The 12,999-nt window shown below is 57.0% G+C and carries 11 protein-coding genes; 4 read left to right on the top strand and 7 right to left on the bottom strand.

Going from position 1 to position 12,999, the window contains the following annotated elements; genetic code table 11:
* Nucleotides 1-130: 130 nt before the first annotated feature.
* From FHR99_RS15185 to ectA, 4 genes are all read right to left on the bottom strand, one after another.
* Nucleotides 131-1,567 (bottom strand): aspartate kinase, encoded by a 1,437-nt coding sequence (locus tag FHR99_RS15185; RefSeq protein WP_183411553.1) that lies wholly within the window; start codon nt 1,565-1,567, stop codon nt 131-133.
* A 51-nt stretch (nt 1,568-1,618) separates the two neighbouring features.
* Nucleotides 1,619-2,020, bottom strand: a complete 402-nt coding sequence (locus FHR99_RS15180; RefSeq protein WP_183411552.1) for an ectoine synthase — start codon at nt 2,018-2,020, stop codon at nt 1,619-1,621.
* Nucleotides 2,021-2,213: 193 nt separating this feature from the next.
* On the bottom strand, nt 2,214-3,488 hold the full coding sequence (gene ectB / locus FHR99_RS15175) for a diaminobutyrate--2-oxoglutarate transaminase (protein ID WP_183411551.1): 1,275 nt from the start codon (nt 3,486-3,488) through the stop codon (nt 2,214-2,216).
* Between the two features lie 72 nt (nt 3,489-3,560).
* A complete protein-coding gene (gene ectA / locus FHR99_RS15170; protein ID WP_425488633.1) occupies nt 3,561-4,079 on the bottom strand; it encodes a diaminobutyrate acetyltransferase in 519 nt (172 codons plus the stop codon).
* A 284-nt stretch (nt 4,080-4,363) separates the two neighbouring features.
* Between ectA and FHR99_RS15165 the strand changes: the two genes are divergently transcribed.
* On the top strand, nt 4,364-4,873 hold the full coding sequence (locus FHR99_RS15165; RefSeq protein ID WP_183411550.1) for a MarR family winged helix-turn-helix transcriptional regulator: 510 nt from the start codon (nt 4,364-4,366) through the stop codon (nt 4,871-4,873).
* Nucleotides 4,874-5,043: 170 nt separating this feature from the next.
* On the opposite strand, the gene FHR99_RS15160 is transcribed toward FHR99_RS15165, so the two are convergent.
* Both FHR99_RS15160 and FHR99_RS15155 read right to left on the bottom strand, forming a co-directional pair.
* Entirely contained in the window at nt 5,044-5,466 is a 423-nt protein-coding gene (locus FHR99_RS15160) for a CBS domain-containing protein (protein WP_183411549.1), read from the bottom strand.
* 134 nt (nt 5,467-5,600) lie between these two features.
* Complete coding sequence (locus FHR99_RS15155; RefSeq protein WP_183411548.1) at nt 5,601-6,803, bottom strand: cytochrome P450; 1,203 nt, start codon at nt 6,801-6,803, stop codon at nt 5,601-5,603.
* A gap of 127 nt (nt 6,804-6,930) precedes the next feature.
* On the opposite strand from FHR99_RS15155, the gene FHR99_RS15150 reads away from it, so the two are divergent.
* From FHR99_RS15150 to FHR99_RS15140, 3 genes are read left to right on the top strand one after another with little or no spacing between them, the layout of a single operon-like run.
* A complete protein-coding gene (locus tag FHR99_RS15150; protein WP_183411547.1) occupies nt 6,931-8,112 on the top strand; it encodes a MarR family transcriptional regulator in 1,182 nt (393 codons plus the stop codon).
* A gap of 33 nt (nt 8,113-8,145) precedes the next feature.
* Entirely contained in the window at nt 8,146-8,961 is an 816-nt protein-coding gene (locus FHR99_RS15145; protein ID WP_183411546.1) for a hypothetical protein, read from the top strand.
* Entirely contained in the window at nt 8,958-9,881 is a 924-nt protein-coding gene (locus FHR99_RS15140; protein ID WP_183411545.1) for a hypothetical protein, read from the top strand. The genes FHR99_RS15145 and FHR99_RS15140 overlap by 4 nt, the downstream gene beginning before the upstream one ends.
* Here FHR99_RS15140 and FHR99_RS15135 read toward each other — a convergent pair whose 3' ends face one another.
* The gene (locus FHR99_RS15135; RefSeq protein WP_183411544.1) at nt 9,882-12,998 is read right to left on the bottom strand and encodes an efflux RND transporter permease subunit; all 3,117 of its coding nucleotides are present in this window, start codon (nt 12,996-12,998) and stop codon (nt 9,882-9,884) included.
* Nucleotide 12,999: the final 1 nt, after the last annotated feature.

Below are 12,999 nucleotides of genomic sequence, written 5' to 3'. Positions count from 1 at the left end.
CGGTATTTCAGTGCCGGACTTCATGACTACACCCTACTACCGAGGGGGCGCTTTTGCTCTACGTAAATACCACTAGCCGGTGAAGTGTGTCACGTAATGCGGGCCCAGAACAGGCCCGCGAAGGCCGGAATCAGGCCGCGCAGATCGCGAGGCCGTGGTTGTGAGGCTCAACCAGACAGCGGTGGAGGCTCTGAATCGCCTTGTTGTAATCATCTTCATTGATTACAAACTGCATGTCTACCTGCCGCATGGACTGATGCATGGCCAGCACACTGATATTGCTCTCGGCCAGTGCCGATACGGTCTTCGCCAGCATGCCCGGGACCTGCATGTCGCTGCCAATCGCTGAGACAATTGCCACCTTGCGGTAGGTCAGTTCAGCTTTCGGGTAGGCGGACTCCAGCTCACGGATAATCCGCTTCACGGTTTTCAGGTTGGTGCCCAGATACATGGTGATGGTGTTGGCGTTCAGGTCCTTGGTGATGATCTTGGCCTTCAGCTTTTTCACCAGCGCCAGAAAGCCCTGATCATAGCTGTGCACGTCACCCACCATTTCCTGGTCAAACAGCTCAACCGCATACACCACCTGCTTGCCGGCGATAATTTCCACGCAGGGCGAATCACTCACGTAGTCACGGGTGATCAGCGTACCGCTGTGCTCGGGCTCAAAGGTGTTTTTTACCCGCAGCGGGATGTCATTCTGACGCAGGCCCTTAGCGGCACGGGGGTGAATGGCTTCCATACCGAGGTTGGCCAGCTGGTCCGCCACGTCGTAATTGGTACGGCCAATCGGCACCACTTTTTCCTCATCGACCACGCGCGGGTCGGCGCTGCTCAGGTGGTATTCCTTGTGGATTACCGCCTCGCGGGCTTTGGTGATTACCGCAATGCGGCTAAAGGTCATTTCACTGTAGCCCCGGTCAAAGGTGGCCATCAGACCTTCCTCGCAGTGCGCGTAGCCGGTGACGATGGCCAGTTCCTTGCTCAGGTCGACGTCGTTAAACGCTTCCTGAATATGCTCGTCCAGCGGCAGCGCGCTGTCGGCGCGCCAACCACTCAAATCGACCATACGCGCGGCGATACCGTCGCGCTGCAGCAGATGGGTCATATTCCAGGCACTGTGGGCTTCGCCGAGGCTAGCCAGCATTTCACGCACGGTCAGGAGCTGACCTTCCAGCTCAAAGTGGCCGTGCTGACACAGACGGTCGAGATCGTTCAGGCAGCGCTCGGCTTCACTGATGCGCTCTTCGATATAGGCGTTAGCCTGTTGCAGCAGCGCGCCGCTCTCAAACAGCGTCTCGTTGATCGCGAGCATGGCTTCACGAACCTCTGCCAGCGCCTCGCGCCATTCGCCTTCATTTTCAGAACCTGCAAATAGGGCGTAGACACCCGGCTTGCCGCCCTTTTTGGCTTCCAGCAGTTTGTCGGTCATGCCGCCGTAGGCCGACACAACAAACACGCGGTTATACAATTCATCAGCCTCGCGCTGACCGACAATCACATTGTCTCTGACGGCAGCGTACTGACTCATGGATGTACCGCCGATTTTTTCAACGGTATGTGACATAACGTCCCCCTGTTTGCGTTGGGTATGGCTACTCATGGTTTCGGTGATGCCTTACTCCACTGTCTCCGCTTCCAGCGGATACACGCCGTTTTCATCGTGGACTTCCTTGCCATTCAGGGCCGGGTTGAACACGCAGGCAAACACAATGTCTTCGCCTTCGTCGGCGCGCAGCAAGTGCTTGTCGTGCTTGTCCAGAATGTAGATGGTGCCCGGCTCGATACGATGAATCTTACCGTCGTCGCAGGTTTCCACCTCACCGCTGCCAGAGATGCAGTACACCGACTCCAGATGGTTCTGGTAGTGGATCGGCGTTTCGGTACCGGCAAAAATGCGGGTGATGTGGAAAGAAAACCCCATGTTGTCATTCTTGAGCAACATGCGGGTGCTTTCCCAATTGTCGGAGCGCACGTGGCGATCGCTGTTAATGCAGTCCTGCAGTGTTCTTACAATCATTGTGTTTCCTTGAATCTGGTGTTCCGTGTTCTGTTGGCTTTGCTGTGTCGGGTTGAGATTGCTTCGTCGCGATGCTCCTCGCAATGACGAGGGCTAATTAAACACATCCGTCATCGCGAGAAGCCTGCACTGCCCCGTCATCGCGAGGAGCGCAGCGACGCGGCGATCTCCCGCCGCAATCGCAATCCTGACCTTACGACGCCTTCTGATACCGCTTGGTCATAATATCCTTCACGCTCTGCTCGATAATATCGAGGGCTTTGTTCAGCTCGTCCTTGGTGATAGTTAGCGGACACAGGCATTTCACAACCTGGTCGTAGGCACCTGAGGTCTCAATCACAAGACCCAGCTCGAAGCAGCGGGTGATTACCAGCTTGGCCAGATCACCGTCTTTACAGCTCAGGCCCTGCATCATGCCGCGACCTTTCGGCTGCATATTTGCGGGGCCGGCCATGTTGGCAATCTCCTGGAAACGCTTTTTCAACAGCGCCGCTTTTTCCTGCACTTCGTTCTGGAACTTGTCGTCGCTCCAGAAGTGACGGATGGCCTTGGTTGCGGTCACAAAGGCATGGTTGTTACCACGGAAGGTACCGTTGTGCTCACCCGGCTCCCAGATGTCCAGCTCGGGGCGCATCATCACCAGCGCGAAGGGCAGACCAAAACCACTCAGTGATTTCGACAGGGTTACGATGTCCGGCTTGATACCCGCCGGCTCAAAGCTGAAGAAGGTACCAGTACGGCCACAACCTGCCTGAATATCATCCACAATCAGCAGCATGTCGTGCTTCTTACACAGCTTCTCGATGCCCTGCAGCCAATCAAAGCTGGCCGCGTTCAAGCCACCCTCACCCTGTACGGTTTCCAGCAGCACAGCGGCCGGCTGGTCGACGCCGCTTGAGGGGTCTTCGATCAGCTGATCGATCATGGCAATGGTGTCCACATCGTTGCCGAAGTAGTTTGAATACGGCATGTGGGTTACGTCGGGCAGTGATACGCCGCCGCTACCACCACGGTGGTGACGGTTACCGGTGGCCGCCAGCGCGCCCAGTGAACAACCGTGGAAGCCGTTGGTAAAGGCGAGAATCTCACTGCGACCTTTTACCTTACGGGCAATCTTCATGGCCGCCTCTACGGCGTTGGTGCCGGTGGGGCCAGTAAATTGCAGCACGTATTCCAGATCGCGCGGCTTCAGGATGCACTGGTCAAAGGCTTCCAGCAGCTCCTGCTTGGCGCGGGTGTGCATGTCCAGACCGTGGGCGATGCCATCGGCCTGCAGATAGTCGATCAGCGCTTCCTTCAATACGGGGTTGTTGTGGCCGTAGTTGAGGGTACCGGCGCCGGCCAGAAAGTCGATGTATTCACGGCCTTCGGTGTCATACAGCTTGGCGCCCTGAGCTTTGTCAAAAGTCACCGGGAAAGAACGGGCATAGCTCTGCACTTCGGATTCTAGTTGGTCAAAAATAGTCATAGTTGCGTCCTCAGTCAGTTTCTCAATTCGTTAATGCTTACTACGATTCATTAAATTCGGTTTTCGAGAGGCCTACTTAAAGGGCCCCAGCCGCGCCAGATGCTCACTGTCATGCTGGCCGCCAAAGTGTGCGTCGCGCTCAAACAGCGGGCCGCAATCTTCACATTCGGCGTTACGCTTCCGGGCAAAGCTGCGGAACATGCCCCAGGAGGCGCCGTTATCGGGCGTTACCGTGGTTTCCATCCACTTAACGCCGGTGCGATCCACCAGTTCACCCAACATGCGGCCACCCAAGCCCTGACCACGCATGGACGAATCCACGGCTACCTGCCAAACGAACAGGGTGTCGGGCTTGTTCGGGGGGATATAACCGGAGATGAAACCCACCAGCTCGCCTTCGTATTCCACCGCCACGGCGGTGTCGGCAAAGTGCGAGCACTGCAAAAGGTTGCAGTAGAGCGAGTTCGGATCCAGCGGCGGACAGTTCGCCACCAGCTGATGAAGTGCTGCGCCGTCAGTCGCCTGAGGCACTCGGAAGCTCAACGCCTCCTGCACAATGTCTTTAGAGGCTTGAGATTGTTTGCTAGTCAAAATATTTAGGACTCACTATATCTACTGCGTACAAAAACCGGGCAAAACCACCTAAGTCTTTGTTTATACGCGTCTAACATCAGATATTTCGCGAGCCCTTCCCTTAATAATCAATTGAGTACGAAGCATTCTAACGAATATTCCCCGAAGTTATCAAGGAATAAACCTTAGTACTCTAAGGAAATATTCCCTAAAATATGGGGCTTGGGGTCACAATCGTTTAAACTTCTGCGGCTCCGATCACGGAAATCGACTCCGCACAACCTTACGGACACTAAGCATTCATGGACCATATTCAGGACGTTCTGGTCGCCCTGCGACGCGTTATTCGCGCCACCGACCTGCAGTCAAAACACCTGGTGAAGACCGCCTCTCTCACCGCCCCCCAACTTATGGTCATGCAGACTTTACGCGATCGCGGCGCCATTCCCGTTGGCGCATTGGCAGATGAGGTGAGCCTGAGCCAGGCAACGGTCACCAGCATTATCGATCGACTGGAAAAGAAGCAGTACGTCGGGCGGGAGCGCTCAAAGCAGGACAAGCGCAAGGTGTTGGCCTTTATTACTGACGAAGGCCTCGACAAGCTGAAGACGGCGCCCACGCTGCTGCAGGAGAGCTTTGTTCGACAGTTCAGTTATTTGCAGGAATGGGAGCAGACCATGATCATCAGCGCGCTACAGCGGGTGGCGCAGATGATGGACGCCCAGCATATCGATGCGTCACCCTTTCTGGATGTGGGCGCTCTGGATCGCCAGACCGAGCAGCGTACGCCGCTGCCTTATGACGATAAGTGATGTGACTTTTCCCGTCATTGCGAACGCAGTGAAGCAATCTCATTCAGCGCACTGCCAATCCAACGAGATTGCCGCGTCGCTGCGTTCCTCGCAATGACAGGAAAAACCCCCGTCTGCCCCGCGAAGTGCTCTGGGCACGCAATGACGGAGGGCGAACAGACAACGCGCTGTTAGTGATAATGACGACAGCAGTTAACTATCCGCTGCGCCAGATCCGCATCATGGCATTCCCGCGCAATATCACTGAGGGCGACCACGCCCACAAACTCCTTGTTGTCGGGATTGTTTAGCACTGCCAGACGCTGCACGCCTTGATCCTGCATGTTTTGCAGTACCGTGGAAATCTCATCACTCTGATAGCAGTAGAGCACCTTGCCACTCATGACCGAGCTGATCGGATCATCCGGTGTTTTGCCGTCGGCAATGCCGCGCAGGGCAATATCGCGGTCTGTGACAACGCCGACCAGTTTTTCTCGCTCACCCACCGGCGTGAATCCGCGATTATGTTCATGCATACGGATCGCGGCCTCGCGAATTGTGGCACTGGCATCAAGGTATTCAGGTTTACTGGTCATGACGTGTTTCACTTGCATGTCACTCTCCTTTTACACTTTTTCTTGCGAAAGGTGTTGCTGGAAATGTCGCCGGCATTTCACCGGCTCTCACTGCTCCAGACAGGGAATAAGCACACAAGTTGCTGTGAAGATTACACAGCTAACGGACAATATCAGGCGCGTTTTGGCGTAAACGCTACGGGCACATGGGTAAAGCCGCGCACGTTCGGATTGTGGGTTCGCTCCAGCCGTGATTCGTCGATCTCATAGTCTGGAATAAGGCGCAGGATTTCCTCCATGCACACCTGAATTTCCAGTCGCGCCAGATTGGCGCCGATGCAGGAGTGGATGCCCTTACCAAAAGCCATATGATCGCGACTGCCACGGGTTATGTCGTAGCTGTCGGCGTTTTCGAACTTTTCTTCATCGCGGCTGGCGGAGATGATACACAGCCCCACGCGTTCGCCTTTTTTCAGAGTTTTCCCGCGAATTTCGACGTCTTTCATCACCTGCCGACCAATCAGCTGAGTGGAGCCGTCAAAGCGCAGGGTCTCCTCCACCGCCTTGCCCATCAATGAGGGATCGTCGAGCAACATCTGCCGTTGATCCTTGTGCTGCCACAGGCGGTAGCACATATTGCCGATCAGCTTGGTGGTGGTTTCGTTGCCGGCAATGGCCAGCAGAATGCCAAACCCGATTACATCCTGATGGGTGAGCTTGCCTTCGCGCTCGGCATCCAGCACCGCACTGAAAATATCATCACCGCCTTTCAATGGCTCCGACAATTCCGTCGCCAACTCATCGAAATATTTCCCGAGATTGAAGTAGGCATTGATATTACGCTCATCCAAACCGAACTGACCGTCTTCCCGGTAAATCAGGTCGTCGGCCCAGCCTCTCACTTTATCCTGATCCTTTTCTGGCACATGGATCATGGTGGAAATCACATCCATCGGCAGCAGGGCCGCAAAATCCTGAGTCAGATCCATGTAACCCTTTTCAAGGTGCGGCGTGAGCAGGCTGACCGCCTTGTCACGAATGTACTGCTCCAGCGCATAAATCCGCTTGGGCAGCATCAGCGACTGAATCAACTGCCGGATGCGGGTGTGATCCGGCGGATCCATGTTGATAAACATCGGATAGCCGGCATTGGCGTCCTGCTGGGCTTCAAGGGCGGGGCCCGCCGTGCTGCTGAAGGTTTCCACATCGCGAAAGGCCTTGTAACAGTCATCCCACTTGGTGAGCAGCCAATAGCCGTGCTCCTCGTTGTAGTACACTGGCGCGTGTTGGCGCATTCTTGCGTAGTAGGGATAGGGGTCGTCGTGGACCTCATGTGCGTAAGGGTCGAAATATACCTCGCCTGCGGGTGCCGACATGACCTGTCCTCGTGTTTGCCTTGATCGATTAGCCAGAGCTTACACACGGACACCACAGTAGTAAATATATGTATTATATTTGATAAATAATTGTTACAATTATTCGACACACTCTGGGAACTGACCTGTGCCCCTAACTGCTGAACAGTTTGCCCCGGTCTGGGAGCGTTACCGCTGTAATTTCATGCGCTACCTGTCGGCTCTGTCGCGTCAGGCCGAGCGCCGCGCCATGGAGCGCCTGCTGGAGCGCGGCCACCCCCGCCTCGCCATGAATTTCGCCGCACCGCTTTCTCTGCTCGCGGCCCGCCCACTGCGCCTGACTGAACTCGCCGATGCGCTGGGCGCCAGCAAACAGCTCTGCCTGCAAAGCCTGAAACCGATTGAGCAGGCCGGGTACATTGAGCGCCAGCCCGACCCCGACGACAAACGCGCCCGACTGGTCACCCTAACAAGCTCTGGCGAAGAATTGATTCAGCACGCCTTCGAAGAAATGCAGGCGATTCAGGACGACTATGAAGCGCGTATCGGGGCTGCGCGAGTGCGAGCCCTGAACGACTGCCTGCGCACCGCCGCTCACGCCATTGATGTGCCCGGCGAAGGCCTGCGCAGCGGTCGCGGCCTACCCTTGCCGGCCCGGCTCAGCCCCCTATCGCGCACCTTGCAGGAGCGGTTGATGACCCTTACCGCGCGCCAGGGCCACAATCTGCAGTACTCTTTTGGACAGGTGCTTGGTGCTGTGGATATCAACGGCACCGCGATTGCGACACTGGCGCAATTAAATGCGGTCACCACACAGGCCATTTCCCGCATCGCCGGGGAGCTGGAAAGCCTCGGCTATATCGAACGCTCCACCAGCGGCAACGACCGGCGCTCGCGGCATATCTTTTTTACCCCGCGCGGGCTGGAGTTGATCCGCGATTCGGTCACCAGCGTGCAGCAACTGGGCGACGAACTCAGCACCACCCTCGGTAAAAAGGGCCTGCTGGAAATGGAAGCTCTCGCCCGCCAGCTCTATGAAGCGCTGGATCTGGAACGAGGCCTACTGCAGAGTTTTGCACCCGGCCCGGACAGCCGTCTGTTCAATGGTGACGCCACGATGGCTCCGTCACCACCCTCGCCCCAAACTCTGCTACTGTTTCTGGCGCAGCAGATTGCGCCGGAGCTGCTCGATCGCAGCGGCGATACAGTGTCACTCCCAAGCCCCCTCTCCTGTTCAGCCGACAGGCTCGGCGCCCTTGACCGCAAACTAACGGCTGAACAACAGCGCACACTGAACCAGCTGCTGTCGCGACTCGCCGAAGCGGAGTGATACACTTCGGCTTAAGGAGAGAACAATAACCTTATGACCCGGATTCACTGGCCCGATATCGTGCTCGATAAACACTGGCTGCAGCAGCTCGAGCAGCAGGCCCTGCGCCGCTTTGTGGAGCCGGTAACCGCCGAGGAAGCCGCCACCTTTGTTTTCAACAAGCTCTCGGAAGACGACTGGGCGCGCTGCAAAACCTTCCGTGGCCAGTCCCAGCCTACGACGTTTCTGTACAGCCTGAGCGCCCGCCTGCTGGAAGAGTTTTCGCGACAACGCTACGGGCGCGCCCGACCGCCCCAATGGCTTCAGCAGCAGGGCGATTTGTGGGTCAGGTTGTGGAAGGCTATCTGCCTCGAACGCCACACCGCCGAGTCGGTAATGAGCCGCATGGAGTATCGCGATGCCGACATCGTTGCCACCATTATTCGCGCCATCAAAGCCCGCCTCCCCTGGTGCGGCGCCAGCAATTTGCCGGTGCCCGAGGAATATCTTAATGACAGCGAAGCCTTCGCCAGCGACAGTCTGGAGGATGCGCTTTCTGCGACTCACCTCGAAGATACCCTCGCCCTGCTGGCCGCAATACTGGAAGATCAGGAGGCCTTTGCCGACATCGACCTCAACCAGATTGAGCAAGCCCGGGCAGCGTTGACCCTGGATGACGAATCACTGCTCATGCTGAAAATGCATTTTCAGGACGGACTCAACTTCGCCAGCATTGCCCGGGCTCTCGGCGTTCCAAATCACCAGCCTGGCCGTCAAATCAAACAGAGTCTGGCAAAGATCAATCAAGCGCTCGAGCGTACTGGACTGCACCTTCGCAGCGCGGCGCAGGTTCTGGAGGAACGTTTGTGAGTAAGGCCGATCGGCACAGCGAAGCGATTTTAGGCATTCATCTCGCCCAGCACGGGCGCAGTGCGAGCGGCTCGCCTCCCAGTGACGAAGAGCTCGCCCTGCTGATGGAAGGCGGCCTAGGCGCACAACGCCGCACCGAAGTCCTGTCCCATCTGGCAGCGCGCCCGGATCGCTATCGGCAATGGCAGACCATGGTGGAAATGGCCGCACAACCCGCCGCCAACCCCTCGCTGCTGGCGATACTCACGCGTGGCCTCAACAACTGGCTGATCGACTGGCGCTACGCCTTTGGCTCAATGGCTGTGATCGGCCTGACCCTGTTTATTTACCAGCAGGTGCATCAACCCTCGCTGGAGAATCTACAGGAAGCAGAAACGGCAGCGACGGCCGACTACGCACAAGAGTTTGCCGCTGCGCCAGCAGCAGACGAAGAACAGACTTTCTTGCAAGAGCGACAGCTACAGGAAGAGAAAAGGCAAGCTCAAAAAGCCGCGCCCAAAAGCCAGCCTGCGATGGCCCTGGTCTGCGCGCCACTCATGCACCCACAGAGCAACGAAGCCGGCCGTCTGTGCAGCGTTGCCGGCAGTGATGGTCGTTCAACGCTGGTGTGGCAGGCGAAGGACGCCTCGGGGCGGCACCTGCTCGGCAATGTGCATGAAAATGTCCTGCAACTAAAAATATCCTCGTCGCAACGCTGGTTCGCCCTGCAAACGGCGCAAGCCATTTATGTTCAGAGCATTGACGATCTTTTTGCCGACAATAGTCAGCGCACCCAGCTGCCGTTTAATTCAGCTACGGCGACCCTCGCTTGGCAAGGCGATATTCTGGTGATTTCGGTGCTGCAGGCACTGGGTGACAGCGACGACGATTTGAAATACCGCTTTGATCCGGCGAGCGGCGAGTTGCAACCCAAGCCCTGATCAGGGCTTGGGTTGAGAAGACTCCGCAGCAGACAATTCCGCGTCTAACTGCCGCGTCACCGTCAGCGGCGTGTGAGTATTGCGTGCCAGCAGATAGTAGGCCAGAGGCACCACAAACAAGGTCAGCACCGTCGCTAGGCTGACACCACTGGCCACCACAATCCCGATCACAAAGCGCGCTTCGGCGCCGGCACCACTGGCAAGAATCAGTGGCACCGCACCCATAATGGTGGTGATCGAAGTCATCAGAATCGGGCGCAAGCGCTGCCCTGACGCTTCAACCAAGGCGTCTTCAAAGGCCTTGCCCTCATCCCGCAACTGGTTGGCAAACTCGACAATCAAAATGCCGTTTTTGGTGGCCAGCCCCACCAGCATAATCAGCGCCACCTGCGAATAAATATTGATGGTTTGCCCGAACAGGCTGAGGCCGATCAGGGCACCGGCAATCGCCAGCGGCACCGTCAGCATAATCACAAAGGGGTGCACAAAACTTTCGAACTGGGCGGCCATCACCAGAAAGACCACCATCAGCGCCAGCGCAAAAATAAAATAGATATCGCCACTGCTGGTTTTCAGTTTCAGGGATTCACCCTTGAAATCAATCACCGCTTCCGGCGCAACTTCGCGCGTGAGCTGCTCCAGATAAGTCAGCGCTTCGCCAAGGGTGTAGTCGCCACCCACCGCTGCGTCGATGGTGATCGCGCGCATACGATTATAACGGTTCAGCGTTGCCGCATCGGCGCGATCTTCCAACGTCACCAGATTCGACAGGGGAATCAGCCGATCGGTGGTACTGGAGCGGACGTAAATGTTGTTCAGATCGCCGGGGGAGCGCTGACCGTCTGGCTCGCCTTCCAGAATTACATCGTATTCTTCACCGTCGCGCATAAAGGTGGTTACCTTGCGCGAACCGAGTAGAGTTTCCAGCGTGCGGTTGATGTCGACTAGCTGCACACCGAGAGACGCTGCACGCTCACGATCAATCGAAACCCGCAACTGGGGTTTGCTTTCGCGATAGTCACTGTCGATACCAATCAAACCCGGGTTGTCAGTCGCCTCACTGACAATTCGGTCGCGCCAGCGCGCCAGTTCATCGTAATCCGCACCGCCAATCACAAACTGCACCGCCTTGTTGGCGTGACCGCCGAGGGCCTGGGGCATGATCGGGAAGACCATCACCCCGCTGATGTCCGAAACCCGTGCGCGGGCGTCCGCCATAATCGCATAGGCATCGCGGCGCCCGGAATCGAAAGGCGTCAGCACAATAATGCCCATCGCCCCACTGAAATCTTCACCGCCCCCGAAACCGCGCGGCGCACGCAACAGCAGGCGCTCGATATCACCACCATCCACCAGCGGCATCAGCTTTTCTTCAATCTCCAATACGCGCTGGGTGGTGTAATCAAAAGATGCCCCTTCCGGGCCGTTGATAATCAGGAAGAACACACCGCGGTCTTCTTTCGGCGCAAATTCCTGCGGGATCTGCTTGAACAGGCCATAACAGGTTGCCAACGCCGCCACCAACACCAGCCCCATAATCAGCGGCGCGTGCAGCGCGCGTTTCAAGCCGTTGTGATAGCGCCGTTGCAGTGCGCTAAAAATCCGGTCGCCCGCCTTACTGATACGGTGACGACCGTTGTCGGCTTTCAGCAGTTTGGCGCAAATCACCGGCGAAAGCGTCAGCGCCACCAGACTGGAAAAGCCCACCGCCGCCGCCATGGCCACCGCGAACTCGCCGAACAATCGGCCCACATCATCCTGCAGAAAGGTGATGGGCACGAACACGGCAATCAACACCAGCGTGGTGGCCACCACTGCAAAACCCACCTGCCGTGCGCCGCGATAGGCAGCCACCAGAGGGCTTTCGCCTTCGCTCATGCGGCGGTGAATATTTTCCAGTACAACAATACCGTCATCCACCACCATGCCGATGGCGAGTACCAACGCCAGCAGGGTTAGCAAGTTGATACTGTAGCCAAGGCCGTAGAGCACCGAGAAAGTCGCGATCAGTGACACGGGTACGGTGACCGCCGGCACCATCATCGCCCGCCAATCCCCAAGGAATAACAGGATCACCAGAATCACCAAGCCGGCGGCAATAAACAAGGTGCTGTAGACTTCAGAAATAGCGCTTTCCACAAACACCGAACTGTCGAAACTCTGCTTGATGTCCATGCCTTCGGGCAGCGTCGCTTTAATGCGGTCGCGGAGTTTTTTTGCTTCGCGGGTGACCGCCAGCGTGTTTGCGGTGCTCTGTTTAATTACCCCGAGGCCGACCATATTCACGCCGTTGCCGCGGAACATCCTTCGCCATTCAGCGGCGCCCAACTCAACGCGCGCAACGTCTTGCAAGCGAATCAGATAACCGTCTCCACCTCGGCCGATTACCAGTTTGCGGAAGTCTTCTTCGGTGCGGTAGTTGCGATCCAGCTTGACGATAAAATCGCGGTCGAGGGATTTCACCGTACCCGCCGGCAGTTCCACATTCTCACTGCGCAACGCGTTTTCAATATCGGTCGCGGTGAGGCCACGCGCGGCCATCGCCTTGCGATCGAGCCAGATACGCATGGCGTATTCCAGCCCGCCACTAACCCGCACTCGTGCCACACCGTCGATGGTGGAAAAGCGATCCACCAGATAGCGCTCGGCGTAGTCGGTAAGCTGCAAGGTATCCATGGATTCGGAGACAAGGTTGAGCCACATAATGACTCGCTCGTCTGCGTCGCTTTTTTGCACCTCGGGCGGGTCCGCCTCTTCCGGCAGGTTTCCCATCACCCCCGAGACCCGGTCGCGTACATCGTTGGCCGCGGAATCAATATCGCGATTGATATCAAATTCAATACTGATGGCGGAGGTGCCGTCGGCGCTGGATGAGGAAATGGTTTTAATGCCTTCGATACCGGCGATGCTGTCTTCAATCAGCTGGGTAACGCGCGATTCCACCACTGCTGCGGAGGCGCCGGTGTAGTTGGTGCGAATCGATACCACCGGCGGATCGATATCCGGGTATTCGCGCAGAGCCAAACGCTCAAAAGAAACTAAACCGAAAGCCACCAGCAAGAGGCTGATAACTACTGCAAACACAGGCCGCTTAACGGCGGTATCGGACAGCAGCATC

Source organism: Litorivivens lipolytica, from assembly GCF_014191715.1.
GTDB lineage: Bacteria > Pseudomonadota > Gammaproteobacteria > Pseudomonadales > Spongiibacteraceae > Litorivivens > Litorivivens lipolytica.
The sequence above is the reverse complement of the archived record's forward strand: the minus strand, read 5'-3'. Positions and strand labels throughout refer to the sequence as shown.